This window comes from Paenibacillus sp. JT22N15 (assembly GCF_059383755.1).
This window is the reverse complement of the sequence record NZ_JBXENV010000004.1, coordinates 381,199-400,319: the sequence shown is the minus strand read 5'-3', so window position 1 is coordinate 400,319 and position 19,121 is coordinate 381,199. Positions and strand designations below refer to the sequence as shown.

Genomic DNA, 19,121 nt, shown 5'->3' with positions numbered 1-19,121 from the left:
AGGAGGTGGAAAAGTGGCTGAAGCAATAAAATTCAACCTGCATTCATTTTTTGAAGAATACGGTGCCTGTCATGAGGTGGAAGGCAACAGACCGATCCTAATAACCGATCAAAATGATGTATGGTACGTCGATTCCGGTTATGTGGATATTTTCGCCGTGACCCTTGAGCTTGAAAATGGCGGGACGAGAAACAAGCGGCGCTATTTATTCAGTTTGGAGGAAGGGGCTCTCCTATTCGGTTTTGAGGATTATGCAGGGGTAGAGAAAGCGGGCTTGCTGCTGACAGCATCCTTGGGCACGAAGGTATCGCAAATGAACCGGGATATATTCATGAGCCATAGGGCGGAATACAGGCTGAGTGATGGGCAGCTTGCCCCTTTAATTGATCAATGGGTAGGCTGCTGGTCAGCGGCGCTGAGTGTGCGGAATGCCCCGCCGGAGTTTGAGCTGCTGGAGCAAAGCGAGCACCTTGAGCTGGCACCCGATCAAACCTGGCGGTCTCTGCAAACGGTATGGGTGAAAATACGTGACGGCGTCGTTTACTGGGTATCCGAACATCCGATTACAGCGGAGGAGCCCTATTACATACCCGTGACCTCCTCCAGCTGGCTGGAAACGAAGCAGGCTGCGGAGCTCGAATTGCGGAGCACGCTTGAATGGCTGCAAAATGATCAGCAGCTGCAAGGTTTATATGCGTTTCATCAATTAATCGCAAGCCGCTTGGCTGTGCTGTTGACGAAGGAGCGGCTGCAGGAGCATGAACGCCTGCTTCGGCGAACAGAGCATGACGATTCGCTAATGGATCATGCGCTCAAGCGCTTGCTTGCCGTTACAGGACCGGAAGATCAGCGAGCTGCTGCTTTCCATTCAACCGATCCGCTATTTATGGCCTGCCGCGTCGTCGGCGAATATGCCAGCATCGTCATTAAACCTGTAGGCAGAAAGCTTAAGAAGCAGTCGCAGCGTTCGCCTATTCAGGAAATGGCCGAAGCTTCTGGCGTCCGCTCCCGCAAGGTCGTGCTCAAAGGGGAATGGTGGAAGGAGGATAATGGGCCGCTGGTCGCTTTCATGGAACTATCCCGCGAGCCCGTTGCCCTGATTCCGGCTTCTGCCGGCTCCTACACGTGGGAAAATCCGCTTAGCGGCGAAAAAGGCATCGTTCATGCCGATATGGCGGCGGGCCTTGAGCCGATGGCTTATATGTTTTATCGAACGTTTCCAGCTCGTGTGCTCGGCATAAAAGACATTTTGCAGTTTGGCACGCATCATTCGATTCGGCGGGATCTCATTATGGTTCTGCTCATGGGTGCGTTAGCCGGCTTGCTAGGCATTATGCTGCCGGTTGCTACCGGCATATTGGTAGATACGATTATACCGGAATCTTATCGCGGACCGCTCGTCCAGATGGCGCTGATTCTCGTCTCTGCCGTCCTGTCGATTGCCTTGTTCCGGCTGGCGGGGTCGCTCGCTTCGATGCGAATGGAGGGACGGGTAGAAAGCTCGATTCAAGCGGCGATTTGGGATCGGCTGCTGAATTTGCCGGTATCCTTTTTCCGCAACTATACCGCGGGCGATTTGGCATCGAGAGCGAGCAGCATAAATACGATCAGGCAGCTTTTATCAGGGGCGGTTTTGGGCTCGCTGCTGACGGGTGTATTTTCTATTTTTCAATATGCGCTGCTGTTTCGTTACAGCCCGAGTCTTGCTTTAGTGGCCGGGGGTCTTGTGCTCATTTCCATGACGTTTACGGTTACCATTGGCTTGCTGCAAATTCGTTACCAGCGCAGGCTGCTGGATATTCAAGGACGTATTTCCGGCACGGTGCTCCAGCTGCTGAACGGCATTAGCAAATTTCGCATGGCGGCGGCGGAAAACCGCGCTTTCTTCTTATGGGCAAGAGCGTTTGCGGAGCAAAAGAAATTGTCCTTCAAGGTTAGAATGCTGGATAACTACTCCAGCGTGTTTCAATCCTTTTTCCCCTTGGTCACCTCCATGGTGTTGTTTTATTTGGTCGTTTCCAGCAATTCCGCGCTGTCGGCGGGACAATTTATCGCTTTCTTCTCCGCCTTCTCCAGCTTTCTAATGGTTATGCTGGCGATGGCTTCCGCGCTGCTGTCGGTCGTGCATATCGTGCCGCTGTATGAGCGGGCGAAGCCGATTTTAAGGACGCTGCCCGAAATGCATGATCAGCTGGAAGATCCGGGCGAAGTGAGCGGGGCGATTGAAATTCGCCATATCCAGTTTCGCTATGCTGAGGATCAGCCGCTTGTGCTGAATGATCTGTCGATGAACATTAAAGCAGGGCAGTATGTCGCCTTCGTCGGTGCTTCCGGCTGCGGCAAGTCCACGCTTATGCGGCTATTGCTTGGTTTTGAGCAGCCTCAAGGCGGCTCGGTTTATTTTGACGGACAGGATTTGCGCTCGCTTGATGTGGGGCTGCTGAGGAGCCAGTTTGGCGTTGTTTTGCAAAACAGCAAGCTGATGTCCGGCGATATTTTCACCAATATTATTGGCACCTCCGATTTGACGCTTCAGGATGCTTGGGAAGCAGCGGAGATGGCGGGCTTTGATGACGATATCCGCAGCATGCCGATGGCGATGCATACGGTTATATCCGAAGGAGGGGGCACGCTTTCCGGCGGGCAGCGCCAGCGCCTAATGATTGCGAGAGCGATCGCCAAGCGGCCGAAAATTCTCTTTTTTGACGAGGCTACGAGCGCGCTGGACAACCGGACGCAAAGCATCGTCAGCCAAAGCTTGACCAAATTGCAGGTGACGAGGATCGTCATTGCCCATCGTTTGAGCACGATTACGCAGGCTGATCACATTTATGTGTTTGATAAAGGGCGAATTATTCAATCCGGCACTTATGAGGAGCTGCTGCAGCAGCAAGGCCTGTTCGCGGAGCTTGCCAGCCGCCAATTGGCGTAACAATTGAACTAAAATTGAACGAGAGTTGAGAGCAGATTGAAGCTGGGCTGTTATTCTAATACCTGTAAGAAACAAAACTACATTTATTGGAGGAATTAAATCATGAGTTGGAATGAACAGCAAGTTACGGATACGGTAAATGCAGTAATCACGAAAGCGAATTCGGATGCAGAATTCCGCGCGCTTGCAGTAAGCGACATCTACGCAGCAATTAAAGCAGCAACAGGACATGAGGTTCCACAAGAATTTAAAATCAACATCGTTGATGCAACTGGCTACCACGCGACAATCGTACTGCCGGAAGTACGCGGCGCGGCTGATGAACTGACAGAAACAGAACTGGAATCCGTTGCTGGCGGCAGCAAATCGGGAGCTAATGATTTCTTTAATGGCGTAGGCTCGATTGCCGAAAATGCAGCTAACACAGCAATCCGCGTTGGCGAAAATATCGGTAATGCAACAGCTGACCAAATCAGAAATGCTTAATTCTTTTATTCCTTTCATACTTAAATAGAGCTTGCATTGGAGTGATATCCGCCTTTCAGGCACGATGTCACTCCAAATTTATAGAGAAGCGATGAGAGGGACAGCTGCTTGCCAGCGATTGCCCGCGGTTTCCAGCGGAGGCTGCTTCGTCGCAATGCCTAACAAGAGGGTGCTTGTGTGTCGGTTGTGTCTGTTTTGTCATTCAAATGGATCAAGTCTTTCTGGATGATTATGCTGTGCATGGTGTCGGGTATAGCTACTGGCCTCTATGCGCCAAGTATCGCTCATTCTGTAGCGGATTTCGGCGATCTTTATTTATCCTTCCTGAAAATGTGTGTCATTCCGATTATGATGACCGCCATTATTTCCAGCATCGGCAGCTTATTCATCAAAAGCGGCGCCATGAAAACGATTGGACGCATGTGCCTCGTCTATGCCGCTGCACTCGTCATTTCCGGTGTATTCGGGCTGGTATTTGGGGAAATCGGACATCCGGGGGCAGGCTTGCCCGAGCAATCGAAGCAGGTGTTGGGTGCGATTGTTAATGATTCCAGTACAAATGGAGCCCCAGTGGAAGAAGAGAAATCGCAAGGGATTTTGCTGTTTTTGCTCGATATGATCCCGTCTAATATTTTTACAGCACTGATGGAAAACAATACGCTGCAAATTTTGTTTTTCTCCGTTATCGTCGGCGTAGCCGTTGGCATGATGCGAACGAGGCAAGGGGAAGATGTGCTGCAGCTGGCGGATGTGCTGTTCCGTGCTTTTCAAAAGGCGATTTCCTGGTCGATGTACGCGCTGCCGTTTGCTTTGTTTTGCATGATGGCGGGTCAGTTTGCCACGTTGAACTTGGACATTTTGCCCGCCATGCTCAAGCTGATTATGATGTTTTATCTCGTTAGCGTCGTTTTAATTATCGTCTCCGTCGCCGCATTATCAATGCAATTGCGCCAGCCGGTCAAGGTGGTCATCAGCGCTTTGAAGGAGTCGCTTATTTTAGCATTTGGCACGCGAAACAGCATTGCTACCGTTCCATCCTGCATGCATGCTTTAAGCAAAGAGCTGCAGCTGCAGCCGCATGCGATTCAACTGGTTGTACCGATCGGCATGATTATGTGCCGTTACAGCATGGTGCTTGTCTATACGCTGGGCATTGCATTTACCGCTCAATTGTATGAATACGACTTTACGATGATGCAGTGGATGCTGGTGCTGGTCGGAGCTGTGCTGACTTCTATCGCAGGAGCAGGTTCGCCGGGCGTCGTATCCATTGGCATGATCGCCATTATAGCAGGGATGCTGAAGCTTCCGGCTGAAGTGACGATCATTTTATTGCTGGCGATCAACCCGATTATCGACCCTATTATTACGGCAGCCAACGTCTCGATTAATTGCGCAACGGCTTCACTTCTGTCAGCGAGAAAGGAACCTCATGTACAAGATTAAGAGATTAACGCCTGCTGACAGCTTGAAATACAAGCCGCTCATGTTTCAGTGGCTTTATTTGCAATTGGAGCAGAGTACGAGGAGCGATGAGGGACGAAGCCGCTTTATGCTCATTGGGGCGGAAGTGGCAGATGCTCCGGTTGGTTTGGCTGTGCTGGAACTGCGTGAAGGAGCTGGGGCGCGGCATGCGATGCTGCAATGCTTGTTCGTCGCAAAACCATGGCGCAGGAAAGGAATCGCCTCACTCCTGATGAGAGAAGTGCGAAGCCTATGCCTTGAGAAGCAGCTCGAAAGCCTGGAAACCTACTATTATTCCGGAAAGTCCTCTACAGAGTCGATAGAAGCATGGCTGCAAAAAGAAGGCTGGACACAGCCATTATGCGAAGCGGTTGTTTTCCATATTAATAGCGATATCGCACGCGCAGGCTGGCTTCGGGAACGGCCTTTGCCAAGCGGCCTGGAGCTGTTTCTGTGGGCAGACAAGAAGGAACAGGAACTAAAGCAATCGATTGAAGCAGCGGCAGCTGTATTTCCAGATTTCCTGTCGCCGTTCAAAACTTTTGCGCCTTTGGAGCCATGCAACAGCCTTGGGTTACGCTCGGAGCAGGGCATTAAGGGCTGGTCGATGACGTACCGGCTGAACGAAGAGACGATATTGTACGATGCGGTATACATTTCGCCGGAATATCAGCAGATAGGTCTAGCTTTCCATATGCTGGCGAGGTCGATCCGCCTTCAATTGGAAGCGGGCATTCCCTACGGCATTTTTACAGTGAACCGAGGGACCCCTGTCATGATGAAGCTCGCGCAGCAATGGCTTGCGCCTTATTCATGGAAGACGAGCGAGAAGCGGATTAGTTATTTGCCATTGAAGTAGGGATTTGGGGGAATGAACATGAAGGACAATGAACGCACCCATCGTATTGCGGTAACAGGTATAGGCGTATTGTGCGCGCTGGGCAATGAGCCGCAGGCCGTCTTTGAGCGAATGCTCGCGTCAGAGACAGGAATTGGGACAGTTACCCGTTTTAAGACGGACACATTGTTAAGCTCGCTTGCCGGACAATTGGAAGAATCGTGGCGGGAATCGGCACTTGCACATACGGCGAATCAGTCGATGGACTGGTGCGCGCGGTATGCCATTGCGGCTGCGAAGCAGGCGCTCCATAACAGCGGCCTTGTCATTACTCAAGGAGATGCCGCAGTGCAAGCAGATGTAGTGGATGCAGCAGATGTCGCTGCAACTGCAACTGCTGCTGATCATCAGATCCCAGCCTCAAGAATTGGGCTGGCGCTTGGAACGTGCAATGGCGGCATATTATCGCTGGAGAAGCAGTGGGATTTGTCGGCGCTGGATGAGGAAAATACAGCTAATTATCCGTTTTATCAGCAGGGGGATGATACTGCGCGGCTGCTGGGCGTACAGGGACCGGTGGCGACGTTAAATACGGCATGTGCCGCTAGTGGCAATGCAATCGGCTATGCCAGCGATATGATTCGCTGGGGATATGCCGATGTCATGCTCGCAGGCGGTTCAGATCCGCTGTCGCATAGTGTATATGCCGGATTTAATGTACTCCGGGCGCTTAATCCGCTGCCATCCTCGCCGTTTGGCAGCCGCTTTGGCCTTAATCTGGGCGAAGGCGCAGCATTTGTCGTGCTGGAGCGGATGGATGCCGCCGCTGCGCGCGGAGCGACCATCTATGCGGAGCTATGTGCCTATGGGCTGAGCAATGATGCCCATCATATGACGGCTCCGCATCCGGAAGGCGCAGGGATGCAGCGGGCGGTAGATATGGCCCTGAGCCTTGCGCAGGTTGCCAAACAGGATATTGAATACGTGAACGCGCATGGCACCGGAACGCAGGCGAATGACCGCGCGGAAATTAGCGGTTTGAAACGCAGCTTTGGCGAGCAGCTGACCATTCCGGTCAGCTCAAGCAAAGCGTATTTTGGGCACAGCCTAGGTACCGCTGCTGCCCTTGAGCTTGTCACTTCGCTTTATGCGATCAAGCAAGGCTATGTGCCGGCAACGCTGCATTTTGATACGGCGCGCGAAGGCTGCGAAGAGGCGGATATTATTCAGCACAGCATGCGCCCGATGCGTCCAAAGTATATCGTCAGCAATAATGCCGCCTTTGGCGGACACAACGTTTCATTAGTGCTGCGGACGGATAATTTGAGTGAAGCAGCGATACTGCATACGGAAAGCATAGCCCAGCTCGCCAAGCGGCGGGTTGTCATTACCGGGCTTGGCGCTGTTGGAGGCGGCCATATTCATCAGGGCAGCATCCTGAATGGGCTTGCAGAGGACGCTTCCTCAGAAGCAGTCGGCGCATTCTCTTTTTCCCTGAAGGAGTATGACAAAAGCAAATATGAGCGCCGAATGAATCAGCTGTCGCAAAATACGATCGGAGCAGCACTTGCTGCACTGGGGGACGCGCAAATAACCGAGGCGGAGAAGGAAGAGCTCGGCTTTATTTTTGGCACAGCCCGGGGCAGTACAGATAGCATTTCGCAATATTTGGAGTCGGTATTTGTGAAAGGGCCGGAATATGCGAGCAGCATTTATTTTCCGCATACGGTCATTAATTCAATTGCCGGGCAGACGGCGGAGAAGCTGAAGCTGCTGGGCTTCAACAGCTCATTCAGCACGGGAGGAAATGAGGGCCTGACGGCAGCGCTGTATGCTGCTGGCAAAATCCGCGAGCGTACGTTGTCCTCCTGCCTTATTGGAGCGGGAGATGAACGCTCGGCGCTGTCGAGCAACATTGACCGTGCGAAAGGCTTGCAGGCGAGCCGTTTTCGGATGGTAGAGGGCAGCGTCTGTATGGTGCTTTGTGATCTGGAGCAAGCGAGGCAAAGGCAGACCGGCATTTATGCGGAATTAAGCGGCTTTGGCACCGCCTTTGGAACAGCGGCAAATGCTTCTCAGCAGGAAGCGACGCTTTGCAATGCGGTAACCGAAGCATTAAATGAAGCGAAAATTGGCATGGCACAGCTTGACCTGATTTTGCTGAATACGGTCGGCAGGCCTGATGAAACAGAAGGCGAGCATCGCGCTTTATCTTCATTGGCCGCCCATGGCCAGACGCCGCCCATTATCAGCTTCAATGAATGCGCCGGCTTCGGCGAATCCTACAGCTCGATGCTGCATCTTGCTGCGGCTGCGGAGCTTGTGAGCGGCAAAGCCGCAAGTGAAGTGGCGAGCGGCGCCTATGCCCATCTGGGTATGCCGCAGCAAACGGCTCAGCTTCAGCATGTGTTAGCGATAAGCTCGACGGTCAACGGCAGCTACTGCGCGGCAGTTCTAAGCGCATGGAACGATTGACAGGCACTGGCACGCGGCAGCTATTTTCACGCTATAAAAAAGCTTAATACCAAGGAGGCGCATACGTATGAGCGTAGAGCAAATTTTAGACATGGAAACGATTAAACAGACGATTAAGCAACAGCTGTTAATTGACAGGCTTAAGCTTGAGGATATTACAGCGGAGGAAATTACGGACGATTTGATTTTATTCGGCGATGGGCTGGGCCTGGATTCGGTAGAAGCGTTCGAGGTAATGGTAGGCATGGAAGAATTGTACGGGGTAATGGTGGAGCAAATTCCAGCTGATGAATTAAAAATTCATTTGAAAAATGTCCAGTCCATAGCCGAGCTGATTATGGCCAGCCAGCAGAAGGGGACCGAAGGGCCATGATCTTTCGTGATCACGTCATTTTGATTACTGGCGTAACACGAGGCATTGGCCGGGCCATCGCCCTGCGATTCCTTGCAGAAGGAGCTGTCGTTGCCGGCATTTATGTGCGGGATGATGAAGCGGCGGAGCAGCTGCGGGGCGATGCCGAGGAAGCTGGCGGACGAATTAGTTTGTACAAAGGCTCTGTCAGCGATCATCATTTTGTAGCAAATGTAATGAAGGACGTTTTCGATACGTATGGCAGTCTGGATGTGCTGGTCAACAATGCAGGACGTACGAATGATCAAATGGCGTTATTTATGGAAGAGCAGCAGTGGAATGAGGTGCTGGATACGAATTTTATCGGCACCTGCTGCTGCTCGCAGGAGGCGGTCAGCTATATGCTGCGCCTTGGGAAGGGCACCATTATTAATATGGTGTCCGTCAGCGGCATTTACGGACGCGAAGCCCAGACGAATTACGCCACTTCCAAAGGCGCGATTATGGGCTTAACGAAGCTGTATGCCCGGCTTTACGCCTCGCGAAACATTCAAGTTAGCGCTATTGCGCCAGGCATGATTGAGACCGAAATGGCCCAAGGAGTGCCAGCGGAGAAAATGGCTGATTTTTTAAAGCATACGGCAGCCGGGAGGCTTGGCTCAGCTGAGGAGGTAGCCGAAGCGGTTATGTATTTGGCGGGACCTCTATCAAGCTATCATGCAGGTCAAACGTTGAAGATAGATGGCGGCTTTTTGCGTTAAGCTGGATTGGGTTAGAAGGGGGAATTGATGATGAAAACCGCATTTTTGCATCATGCCGAAAGTGCTTCGGGCACAGCGATAGCGCTATATTTGCTGCAGCGGGGCATCCGGGTTGCGGCGAGCTTCCAGACGCCTGAGCAGGCGGAGCAGTTTAAGGCAGAGCTGCCGCCTCCGTTGCAGGAACAATGTCAGACGATTGTTGCGCCGGACGTCCAAATGAAAGCAGTCGAGTCGGCTATTGCGGGCATAGCCGAGCAGATGCAAGGGCTTGACCTGTATATTCATGGCCATGATTGGGTGGACGAGCTGGAGGCGCTGCAGCATGATCCCGCCGAGTTCGCCTTGAAAAGCTACAGCCTTCTGAGCGAGCTGTTTTTGTACAGCCGGGCGGCGGGAAGCGTGATGGCCCGCAAGCAGCGGGGGCAGATCATCGTGCCGATGCTGGCAGATTCGCTGCATTACGACGGCTTTCCTTCGTCCCCGGTATATAACCAGGGAGCGCTCGCTTTTGTCAAAAGCTTCGCCAAGGAGCTGTCGCCGTTTCGCGTCAGTGTAAATGCGCTGACATTTGGGTATTTTCGCAGGGAGAAGCAAGCGGCCGCTGGTCGAAGTAATCGCAAGCCGTTTGATATTTATGCATTAAAACCGCCAGTGCCGGAATTGGAAGAGCTCGCCCACGGGCTCGGCCTGCTTCTTGATTACGGTCATGGCATGAGCGGTCAAAATACGACATGGGGTTACGGTATTCAGTCTGTTCTCTAGCAAGGATATGAGGACGCGGCTTAAGGTAACCTTTGAAAGAGGCGGGGCATATGGGGGATCAGCAGCAGGCCGAGAACGATCAGAAAAAGGAAAATGGGCAGGCTGATGAGCTGTTGGAGGAGGAGCTGGAAGAGGTAGTTGGAGGCTTGGCGACCGTCTCGATTCCACGCTGCAAGCTTTGCCATGTTCGTATCGCTGTGTATGACATGACCGTATGCGCAGTATGCTTTCGCAAAACTCAAGTTTCGCATGGAGGGGAGGATGGCCAGCAATGATCGGCAAATACGATCGCTTGGCCTTCTGCTTGTTTTTGGTGTTGGCAATAGGCTTTATTACAGCATCATGTGCAAGCACGTCACAGCAGGCCTATCAATTGGAATCAGAAAAACAAGCTCATGCAGCAAATCCAGCCGCCTTCAGCCCATCTCCCGCAAGTTCTGCCGTTCCGGCTGCTAAAGCGGAGGTGGGGGAGAATGCTGGAAGTAAAGTGGAGCTTCCGGTTTACACAGAGGAGCAATTAAAGACTTACCCGGAGGACATCCGGGACATTTTGAGCAGAGGCAAGCTGAGGGTAGCCCTCTATCAGGAGGACCGCTATCCGTTTTTTTATGTAGATGATCAGGGAGTGCTCCGCGGAAGCGATGTTGAGCTTGCAAACGACATCGCTCTTAAGCTTGGCGTACAAGCAGCATTTATACGAACAGCTGATTCATTCAATGAAGTTATTAATCAAGTATCCCAAGGGGAGGCGGATATCGGCGTTTCCAAGCTGAGCATTACCTTGGAGCGGGCGAAGCGGGTATTATTTTCCGATGCCTATTTGAATTTGAAACAAGCGCTGTTGATTAACCGTATGCAGCTTGCCGCAATTACTGAAAAAGGCGATGCTGCTGATCCGCTTGCCCTCATCCAAGGCCGCGGGGAGCAGGTGGGCATTGTCGGAGGCACCTCTTATGCGGGCTTTGCCCAGGAGCTTTTTCCAAATCAAAGCCAGGCGAGCTATCCGAATTCGGCCGAGCTGTTTGATGGCGTAAGGCAAGGGGATGTGCTAGCAGCCGTTTATGATGCCTTTGAAATTTCCCGTTATTTGAAAAAATACCCTTCGTATTCGCTCCAGCTGCAATTCGTGCAATTGGATGATCACGATGATGATATTGCCATTGCCGTCGATCCGCAGCGTTATCATCTCCACCAGTGGATTAACACCTATCTCCATATGGAGCAGAAGGAAATTCAAAAACGGCTTGAAAACTTTGAGATATAAGCCCATTACAAGTATGAAACTTATAGATTCTTATATTCTAAAAAAAGGATATGGTATGATGCAGAGGCGAGCGTTACTGCTCCTGCCATCTTATTTTGTAATAAAAAGGGGTAATCAGCGGTGAAGCTTCCATGAAGAAACGTGTGCCTTTCCTCTATTTTTTCGTTCCGATAGCGCTGGCTGCATTTATATTCATCATACTGATGACTTTTAATTCTGCTTTGGATAAGGATAAACCAGAAGCGAGCAGGGGGAAGCTGTCGATTACAGCACAGGATCAGATTGCGGGTAATGGCAGCTCGCTCGACGGCGAGTGGGAATTTTACTGGAATCAGCTGTTGGAGCCTGATGATTTTACAGCGGGGAATGTCGGCGAGGCTGGCTACATAAAAGTGCCCAGCTCATGGAGCAAGCATGAAGTTGACGGACAAAAGCACACAAGCAAGGGCTATGCCACCTATCATCTTGTCATAAAATTGCCGAAGACGGACACCGAGCTGGGCCTGGTTGCTAAAGGGATAACCTCCGCCCACCGCATGTGGATCAATGGGAGGCTCGTTTCTGAAAGCGGAGTTGTTGGTCGAAGCGAGGCAGAGGCGACACCGTATATGATGCCGTCAGTACTTCGGTTGGAGGTAGGACAGACGCAGGCAGACATTGTCATTCAAGTGTCCAACTACACGCAGCGCAAAGCAGGCCTGTTTGCTTCTTTAACTTTGGGAGAATACGACAGCCTCCATTCGTATATGAAAAAGAAGCTTGTGTTCGAAAGCATGTTAATAGGCTGCATGCTCATTATGGGGCTCTACCACATCGTTTTGTTTATCCTCTTGCGTAAAAATTGGGAATCTTTGTTTTTTGGCCTCATTTGCATTTTGCTGGCTATGAAAAATAGCTCCCAATCCCAATACACGTTATCCGTCTTATTTCAAAGCTTAAACGATAATGTTTTAGTGAAAATCGAATATTTAGGCTTTCTCGGGAGCGCCCCGCTGTTTGTGCTGTTTTTCTATTACAGCTTTCCACGCCAAATGACAAAACGAATGCGCAATATACTGTGGATTCCAGGCATGCTGCTCACCTTGTTTATTGTGGTGACGCCGGTTCAAATATTTACGAAGCTGGCCGTTGTCATGCAGGTTTATGCGATTGGGATTGGTTTTGTGCTCATTCAGTATGTATTTAAGGCTGCCATTGGCAGGCTGTCAGGCGCAAATTTGATGTTGACGGGCACCGTCGTCTTTTTTATTACGGTCGTCAACGATATTTTGATGAGCAATGACACGATTAGAACGGGCATCTATTTTCCATATGGGCTGCTGTTTTTAATTATTTGCTTATCCATTATTGTGTCGATCAAATTTTCCAATGCCATTAAAACGAATGAGCGCTTATCTGCCCGCTTGCTAGATCTGGATAAGGTAAAGGATGAGTTTTTGGCCAACACCTCTCATGAGCTTCGTACACCGCTTAACGGCATTATTGGGCTGGCGCAGTCGCTGCTTTACAGCATGCATGATCGGATGGAGGACAGCCAGCGTGTGCATTTGAATATGATTGTATCGAGCGGGCAGCGCATGTCCTATTTGATTAATGATATTTTGGATTACGCTCTATTAAAAAATAATGATATGCGCCTTCATATTGCAAAAATCGATTTGCATCAGCTGGCGCAGGTTGTGCTGACCGTCGTCAAGCCGCTGGTGACGGGCAGAGATCTAGTGCTCCTTAATCAAATTGGCACGGATTTTCCGCCTATTTATGCCGATGAAAACCGGATGCAGCAAATTTTGTTTAATTTAATAGGCAATGCGATCAAGTATACGCCATCGGGATATGTAACGATAAGCGCACAGCATTACCGCGACTATGTGGAAATTCACGTCGAGGATACCGGCATCGGCATAGCAGAAGACAAGTTTGAAATCATTTTCAATCCGTTTGAGAAGCTTGAATCCATTGATGATACGGGAGCAGGTCTTGGACTTAAAATTACGAAGCAGCTTGTCGAACTGCATGGCGGGGAAATTACAGTATGGTCGAAGGTGGGGCAGGGCTCTCTATTCAGCTTCACGATTTTTCATCAGCCGGTAAATCGTTCGGCTGGAACGTTGATGACGCAGAAGGAGACGGGCAGGCAGGCGCTCATGGGTGATGCTGAATCGATGGCAGCATCCCTATACGCTCCAGCAGGGGATAGAAGCGATGCAGAGCTGTCTGTACAGCGTCCTTATCGCGTGCTTATTGTGGATGATGAACCAGTGAATTTGCAAGTGGTCATTCAACAGCTGGCACCGCTGCCATGCGTATTCGAGACCGCGACTAGCGGCGCTGAGGTGCTGGCTCGCATGGATGAGCTGCATGAGGTGGATTTGGTTATTGCCGATTTAATGATGGTTGGCATGTCCGGTTATGAGCTGTGCGGTCTGATTAGAGAAAAGTACAATTTAATTGAGCTGCCTATATTAATTATGACAGCAAGCAGCAGGGATCATACGATTAAGGCCTGCTTCAGCGCCGGAGCAAATGATTATATTTCGAAGCCGATTGGGCGCAATGAGCTCGTAAGCCGCGTTCGTACGCTGCTGCTGTTAAAAAGGTCCGTTCAGGAAGTGAGCCTGAATGCGCAGCAGCTTGCAGAGCTAAACGAGCAGCTTTCCGAGCTGAACACGAATCTGGAGCATCGCATTCATGAGCGAACGGTGGAATTGGAGCGCAAAAACAAAGATTTAAGCCGGCTGGAGCTGTCACGCAGGCGGCTGCTCAGCGATATTTCCCATGAGCTTCGTACGCCGATGACGGCGATTCAAGGCTATGTGGAGGCGATCGTATCTGGACTGGTGGAGCAGGAAGCGGATAAAAAAAGATATTTACAGATGGTTTTGGTCAAAGCGCTCGGTCTAAACCGTTTAATCCATGATTTATTCGAGCTGTCGCGGCTGGAATCAGGCAAATCCGAAATGATCTTTCTCATGATGACGCTGCAGGAGCTGGTGGCGAAAATCGAGGATAAATTCATGCTCGATGTCGTGCGCGCCGGGCTGCAATATGATTTTCAGCTGGCATTCGATTCGGCTAAATTGGCTGAATACCATGTAGTTGTGGATATGGACCGAATTACGCAGGTGCTGACCAACCTTGTGTTTAATGCGATTCAGCACACGGGGGCGGAAGGGCAAATTCGCATACATTGTGCGATCGAAGAATGGGCAGGCGATGACGATTCCGTCGGCCAGCTCACCATACGTGTTCAGGATAATGGGGCAGGCATGCAGAAGGAGTCGCTGCCGTTTGTATTTGACCGCTTCTTTCGGGAAAAGCATGATCGGCAGGCGGTTCAGGGGAGCGGAATTGGCCTTGCGATTGCCAAAGAAATCGTCCACTATCATGAGGGAGAAATTCATGTGGAGAGCACGCTGGGAGTAGGAAGCACCTTCTATTTCACGCTTCCGCTGTACGTTTTTGAATAGCGGGTGGAACAAGCTTTTTATTATTTCTGTGAAAATGTTAATCCTACAGACCTATTTAGCTGTGTTATAATTTTGCCCAGAGAAAGAATGCTGGGAGATTGCTCCAGCTAGGGCCGTGTTTTAACTGAGGAGTTGCGACGGTTTGCTGTCATCTCTTCAAATGAAATACGACCACAATATTCTGGGAGGTACGTATGATTAAAGAAAGCAGGCCGGTTAAACGGCTAATATTCGCTATGGTTTTGGGAATGCTTCTGCTATGCATCGGGCCCTTGGCAAGCGCTTCGGCCGCGGATGACGCGAAGATTAAACTCGACGGCAAGCAAGTAGTGCTGAATGATTCTACGTTTATTCTGGATGGAAGATTGTATGTGCCTGTGGCCCGCATCGCTGAATTGTTCAGTGCCAAGTCGAGCTGGGATAGCGACAATGAGGAAGTAACGATAAACACGGCATTGAATGATAAAATCGTACTCGGAAACGAAGTGCCTGTTGTCTATTTCAACGATGAGCGCTATGTGATGGATGCGGCTCCCGTTTTCAAGGAAGGTAGACTGTATGCGTCCCTGCGCCAATTAGCCGAAATGCTGCATGCCGATTTGCAAGTGAATGCACAGTCAGGCGATATTGAGCTTGCTACTGTGAAGCCAGCAGTAGTAACAGACAAATACGGTATAGACGAGATTAGCAAGGAAACGAGCAGCAGCAAGTCGGAGCTGCTTAAGCGCAACGGACTGGATAGCAAGACCAAGCTTAAAGCAGGTACGAAGCTGAAGGTGGTCATTCCTTCGATTTTCGATCACGCAGCTGACCCGTTCACAGAAGCAGATTTGACGCTGCTTGCCAAGATTACAATGGTTGAATCAGGCTATGAGTCGTATCAAGGGCAGCTTGCCTTGGCGAATGTTATTTTGAATAGAGTGAAGGACTCCCGTTTTCCGAATACGATTCGTGAAGTGATTTATTCCGGCAGACAGTTCCCGCCAGCCCACAATGGCCTCCTTGATAAAAGCAAGCCCAATGAAGGCTCCCTGCGCGCAGCTAAGGAAGCGCTCAACGGCAAAAACAATGTGCAAAACGCCATCTACTTCTTTAACCCTAATATATCCCAAGGCGCGTTCTGGGATAGCCTAGAAGTCATTACGACAATCGGCAATCATAGCTTCGCAAAATAGGAACGACACATATAGAGAAGTCCGTTATGGCGTAGTGAGCCGTAACGGACTTTTTTGAAATATAGGAAAGGATATGATGTTCCCATCCTTTCTCTATATTTCTCGGACTGAAACGCGCCGCGCCGCCAAAGGAAGGCGCCAGCCGTTTCACCTTGCTGTATGGACCTAGGAAGCCGGCTTGGGATTCATACGTTTATAGTCAGCTTCTTGCTCGGCAGTTGCTTTAGGAATAGCCATGCCTTTTTCCCAAATAATGAGACGGTCGTTTTCGTCCTTGCCTTCGTAGTAAATAATTGTTTTCTCTTGCGTAGGATCGGGGCTGTCCAGTGAAGACCAATATTCGGGCAATATTTCAGGCTTTTTATCCTGTTTAGAAAAGAAACGCCTACGCTCATTAATTTTGTGTACTTCTCTATTGGTATCGGTTAGTCCGCCTACGTTGCTTAGATAGCCATTCACATTGGCTGTCATTCGGTAATGAATGGAGCCATCCTTCATTTGATAGACTTCGCTGATGGCAATATCCTTGCTGGCTATAGCAAAATTCCTCATGCCAAAAAAATAGAGGGCTGTCAGCAAAATAATAACGGCAATACAGACGCTGATGCCAGCTATGACCCATTGTCTTCGTTTGATTTTTTTTAGAAAATTGATCTGTTTCTGTGGGGCCGCCTGAAAGCCCTCGGTCTCCGTCATCATGCTGTCGAGCACCTGCCTGCAATCGCTGCACGAAGCGAGATGCTGTTGGATGGCTTCATTCGTATCTTCGCTTGTCAGCCCTTCGATATAGTTGGGCAGCAAATCCTGCACAATATGGCAATTTAATTGTTGTCCCATTATACGCTCCCTTTCATCATTTTTTGCTTGCCCCGGTAAAAGGTTACTCTGGCCCAAGCTTCGCTTTTTTCCAAAATTTCTCCGATCTCGGCAAAGCTTAATTCGCCGGAAAGCCGCAAGTACATCACTTCTTTCGTTGTTGCATCCAATTGATGCAGCATGCGAAACAAGGAGAGCTTATCTTCCTTATGTAAAATATCTGCTTCGACCTGCTGCCCCATAGAAACAGGAATATCACATGCATCCAAGGAAACGGATGGCATCTTTTTGTTTTTATTAAGCTCCCTATACCACGCGCGCTTAGCGATTTGGCATAACCAGACCGACATTTTGCAATCGCCGCGAAAGTTGTGGATCCCCTTCATCGCTTGATAAAAGGTCTCCTGCGTCAGCTCCTCCGACAAATCGGCATTTTGCGTCAAGCTGTACAAATATTTATAAACCGTTTGCGCGTACGTGCTATAGAGCTGCTCCATGCTTTCCATTTCTACACCTCCTACCCTATAAGTGCATGAACATTGGATTTCGTTACAGATGCCCTGCAATATTTTTTAAACCGATTGAAAGCATGGCTATGATAATTTAGTTTACTGCATCAAAGTGAAAAAGGCTGGATTTTTATGGGGAATGGATTTAAAATAGAGTCATAAAATGAAACTATGTTTCACTATATGAAACAGGAGGCGGAATATATGGCTTATCATTTCTATGGTATTGATCATGTTCAGCTGGCAGCTCCGGAAGGCTGCGAAACAGAGGCAAGGAGCTTTTTTAACGGCATATTGGGGTGGACGGAAATTCCAAAGCCGGAAATGCTGAAAAAACGTGGCGGGGTCTGGTTTGAATGCGGCACCCATCAAGTACACATTGGGGTACAGCGGGATTTTGTTCCGGCAACGAAAGCCCATCCTGCCTTTCACGTACAGAGCCTAGATGAATTGCGCGAGCATTTGCTTCAGCATCATATCCAGGTAATCGACGACGAGGCTAGGGCAGATGAAGGGGTCAAACGCTTCTATTTAAACGATCCATTTGGCAACCGCCTTGAGTTTCTAGAGTGGCTCTCCTAAGCATTCAATAAGCCGAAGGAAGTCGTCTATACGCAAAAGCCCCTATCCGGGAAACGAGCCGGATAGGGGCTGAGCAAACAATATGATTCAGTTTATGGTATGGACAGCTTTATGCTTTAATAGATGCGATATGCAGCTGCTTATTACGTTCTTTGAAGCGCACATTATGGGAGGACACGTAGGCGTATTGATCCGCTTCCGGCTCCATGTACAGTTTGGCGCTGTTCAGGGCAAGCACAGCATCGGTAAACGTTCCGGCAATCAGCCTGACCTTGCTGTCATAATGGACGCAGTCGCCAGCTGCGAAAATGCCCGGCACATTCGTCGCCAGACGGTTGCTGACGTTGATTGCCCATTCGCCCAGCTCAATGCCCCACTCTGCAATCGGGCCGTAGTCGCTCGTATAGCCATGGTTGACGACTACCGCATCAACATCAAGCACCTCGGATTCGCCCGTCTCGGCATGGGTAATCGTAACGCTGTGAATCGTCTCCCCTTGCCCATTCAGCTGGCTGACGAAATAAGGCGTACGTACATCAGCAGTTGCCATCATATCCGCGACATGCTTCTCCATCGCTTTGAATTGGTCACGGCGGTGAATAACGATAACCTCTGCCCCAATGCCCGTAAGCTCATTCGCCCAATCGACGGCGGAATTGCCGCCACCGGAGATCAGCACTCTTTTTCCACGGAAGGAGATCAGCTCTTGAATGGTGTAATGCAGATTCGTCACCTCGTAGCGGTCAGCACCCTGAATATCAAGCTTCTGAATTTGCGTAATGCCGCGGCCTACGGTCACAATGACCGTACGCGATAGATGCTGCTCGCCAGTTGTCGAGGTAAGAAGGAAGTTGCCATCCTCTTGCTTGACGACGCCGACGATTTTTTGGTTGAATACGAGAGTAGGGTCAAACGTGCGCGCCTGCTGCTCCAGCCAAGCAATCAGCTTGTCACAACGCATCGGTGGAATGCCGCCGACGTCCCAAATCATTTTCTCCGGGTATGTGTGCAGAAAGCCGCCAAGCTCATTTTGAGCTTCAATCAGCTTGGTTTTCAAATCGCGCATTCCGCTATAGAAAGCAGTGTACATGCCCGCAGGGCCTCCACCAATAATCGTTACATCAAATAATTCCAAGGATTCAGACATTTGAGCTAGCCTCCAATTATAATGAAAATCATTATCAACTCACTATTTTCTATAGTAAAGGAGAATAAGGGGGGCGTCAACAATTGGC

At 50.1% G+C, this 19,121-nt stretch carries 16 protein-coding genes; 13 read left to right on the top strand and 3 right to left on the bottom strand.

Annotated features, from left to right (window positions below; genetic code table 11):
* Positions 1-13 precede the first annotated feature (13 nt).
* The 12 genes from AC50X8_RS10305 to AC50X8_RS10250 all read left to right on the top strand — a co-directional run bounded on the left by AC50X8_RS10305 (position 14) and on the right by AC50X8_RS10250 (position 15,979).
* On the top strand, positions 14-2,932 hold the full coding sequence (locus AC50X8_RS10305; RefSeq protein WP_494879646.1) for an NHLP bacteriocin export ABC transporter permease/ATPase subunit: 2,919 nt from the start codon (positions 14-16) through the stop codon (positions 2,930-2,932).
* Positions 2,933-3,034: 102 nt separating this feature from the next.
* Positions 3,035-3,418, top strand: coding sequence for a hypothetical protein (locus tag AC50X8_RS10300; protein ID WP_056040939.1), 384 nt, complete (start codon positions 3,035-3,037; stop codon positions 3,416-3,418).
* A gap of 195 nt (positions 3,419-3,613) precedes the next feature.
* Complete coding sequence (locus tag AC50X8_RS10295; protein WP_494879644.1) at positions 3,614-4,864, top strand: dicarboxylate/amino acid:cation symporter; 1,251 nt, start codon at positions 3,614-3,616, stop codon at positions 4,862-4,864.
* Positions 4,851-5,741, top strand: coding sequence for a GNAT family N-acetyltransferase (locus tag AC50X8_RS10290; RefSeq protein ID WP_494879641.1), 891 nt, complete (start codon positions 4,851-4,853; stop codon positions 5,739-5,741). The genes AC50X8_RS10295 and AC50X8_RS10290 overlap by 14 nt, the downstream gene beginning before the upstream one ends.
* A gap of 18 nt (positions 5,742-5,759) precedes the next feature.
* A complete protein-coding gene (locus AC50X8_RS10285) occupies positions 5,760-8,195 on the top strand; it encodes a beta-ketoacyl synthase N-terminal-like domain-containing protein (protein WP_494879636.1) in 2,436 nt (811 codons plus the stop codon).
* Between the two features lie 67 nt (positions 8,196-8,262).
* A complete protein-coding gene (locus tag AC50X8_RS10280; RefSeq protein WP_056040947.1) occupies positions 8,263-8,568 on the top strand; it encodes a phosphopantetheine-binding protein in 306 nt (101 codons plus the stop codon).
* A complete protein-coding gene (locus AC50X8_RS10275; RefSeq protein ID WP_494879634.1) occupies positions 8,565-9,308 on the top strand; it encodes an SDR family oxidoreductase in 744 nt (247 codons plus the stop codon). The genes AC50X8_RS10280 and AC50X8_RS10275 overlap by 4 nt, the downstream gene beginning before the upstream one ends.
* Positions 9,309-9,338: 30 nt before the next feature.
* Positions 9,339-10,070, top strand: a complete 732-nt coding sequence (locus AC50X8_RS10270) for an SDR family oxidoreductase (protein ID WP_494879632.1) — start codon at positions 9,339-9,341, stop codon at positions 10,068-10,070.
* Positions 10,071-10,120: 50 nt separating this feature from the next.
* Positions 10,121-10,345: a hypothetical protein gene (locus tag AC50X8_RS10265; RefSeq protein WP_056040954.1), complete on the top strand. Its 225-nt coding sequence runs from the start codon at positions 10,121-10,123 to the stop codon at positions 10,343-10,345.
* Positions 10,342-11,334, top strand: coding sequence for an ABC transporter substrate-binding protein (locus AC50X8_RS10260; RefSeq protein ID WP_494879630.1), 993 nt, complete (start codon positions 10,342-10,344; stop codon positions 11,332-11,334). Before AC50X8_RS10265 ends, AC50X8_RS10260 begins: the two co-directional genes overlap by 4 nt.
* A 131-nt stretch (positions 11,335-11,465) precedes the next feature.
* Positions 11,466-14,804: an ATP-binding protein gene (locus AC50X8_RS10255; RefSeq protein ID WP_494879628.1), complete on the top strand. Its 3,339-nt coding sequence runs from the start codon at positions 11,466-11,468 to the stop codon at positions 14,802-14,804.
* A gap of 194 nt (positions 14,805-14,998) precedes the next feature.
* Positions 14,999-15,979: a cell wall hydrolase gene (locus AC50X8_RS10250; protein ID WP_494879626.1), complete on the top strand. Its 981-nt coding sequence runs from the start codon at positions 14,999-15,001 to the stop codon at positions 15,977-15,979.
* Positions 15,980-16,144: 165 nt separating this feature from the next.
* On the opposite strand, the gene AC50X8_RS10245 is transcribed toward AC50X8_RS10250, so the two are convergent.
* Both AC50X8_RS10245 and AC50X8_RS10240 read right to left on the bottom strand, forming a co-directional pair.
* Positions 16,145-16,816, bottom strand: coding sequence for a zf-HC2 domain-containing protein (locus tag AC50X8_RS10245; RefSeq protein ID WP_494863412.1), 672 nt, complete (start codon positions 16,814-16,816; stop codon positions 16,145-16,147).
* A complete protein-coding gene (locus tag AC50X8_RS10240) occupies positions 16,816-17,301 on the bottom strand; it encodes an RNA polymerase sigma factor (RefSeq protein WP_494863410.1) in 486 nt (161 codons plus the stop codon). The genes AC50X8_RS10245 and AC50X8_RS10240 overlap by 1 nt, the downstream gene beginning before the upstream one ends.
* A gap of 207 nt (positions 17,302-17,508) precedes the next feature.
* Here AC50X8_RS10240 and AC50X8_RS10235 point away from each other — a divergent pair, with 207 nt between their 5' ends.
* Entirely contained in the window at positions 17,509-17,886 is a 378-nt protein-coding gene (locus tag AC50X8_RS10235) for a VOC family protein (RefSeq protein ID WP_494863408.1), read from the top strand.
* A 109-nt stretch (positions 17,887-17,995) separates the two neighbouring features.
* Here the strand turns inward: AC50X8_RS10235 and AC50X8_RS10230 are convergent, their stop codons facing one another.
* Complete coding sequence (locus tag AC50X8_RS10230; RefSeq protein WP_099518978.1) at positions 17,996-19,033, bottom strand: NAD(P)/FAD-dependent oxidoreductase; 1,038 nt, start codon at positions 19,031-19,033, stop codon at positions 17,996-17,998.
* Positions 19,034-19,121: the final 88 nt, after the last annotated feature.

Bases quoted from the DNA above. Each gene is read 5' to 3' on its own strand.
- AC50X8_RS10250 (WP_494879626.1), top strand. From the start codon at position 14,999: ATGATTAAAGAAAGCAGGCCGGTTAAACGGCTAATATTCGCTATGGTT.
- AC50X8_RS10275 (WP_494879634.1), top strand. From the start codon at position 8,565: ATGATCTTTCGTGATCACGTCATTTTGATTACTGGCGTAACACGAGGC.
- AC50X8_RS10300 (WP_056040939.1), top strand. From the start codon at position 3,035: ATGAGTTGGAATGAACAGCAAGTTACGGATACGGTAAATGCAGTAATC.
- AC50X8_RS10245 (WP_494863412.1), bottom strand. From the start codon at position 16,816: ATGGGACAACAATTAAATTGCCATATTGTGCAGGATTTGCTGCCCAAC.
- AC50X8_RS10235 (WP_494863408.1), top strand. From the start codon at position 17,509: ATGGCTTATCATTTCTATGGTATTGATCATGTTCAGCTGGCAGCTCCG.
- AC50X8_RS10285 (WP_494879636.1), top strand. From the start codon at position 5,760: ATGAAGGACAATGAACGCACCCATCGTATTGCGGTAACAGGTATAGGC.
- AC50X8_RS10240 (WP_494863410.1), bottom strand. From the start codon at position 17,301: ATGGAAAGCATGGAGCAGCTCTATAGCACGTACGCGCAAACGGTTTAT.
- AC50X8_RS10290 (WP_494879641.1), top strand. From the start codon at position 4,851: ATGTACAAGATTAAGAGATTAACGCCTGCTGACAGCTTGAAATACAAG.
- AC50X8_RS10265 (WP_056040954.1), top strand. From the start codon at position 10,121: ATGGGGGATCAGCAGCAGGCCGAGAACGATCAGAAAAAGGAAAATGGG.
- AC50X8_RS10270 (WP_494879632.1), top strand. From the start codon at position 9,339: ATGAAAACCGCATTTTTGCATCATGCCGAAAGTGCTTCGGGCACAGCG.
- AC50X8_RS10260 (WP_494879630.1), top strand. From the start codon at position 10,342: ATGATCGGCAAATACGATCGCTTGGCCTTCTGCTTGTTTTTGGTGTTG.
- AC50X8_RS10255 (WP_494879628.1), top strand. From the start codon at position 11,466: ATGAAGAAACGTGTGCCTTTCCTCTATTTTTTCGTTCCGATAGCGCTG.
- AC50X8_RS10280 (WP_056040947.1), top strand. From the start codon at position 8,263: ATGAGCGTAGAGCAAATTTTAGACATGGAAACGATTAAACAGACGATT.
- AC50X8_RS10230 (WP_099518978.1), bottom strand. From the start codon at position 19,033: ATGTCTGAATCCTTGGAATTATTTGATGTAACGATTATTGGTGGAGGC.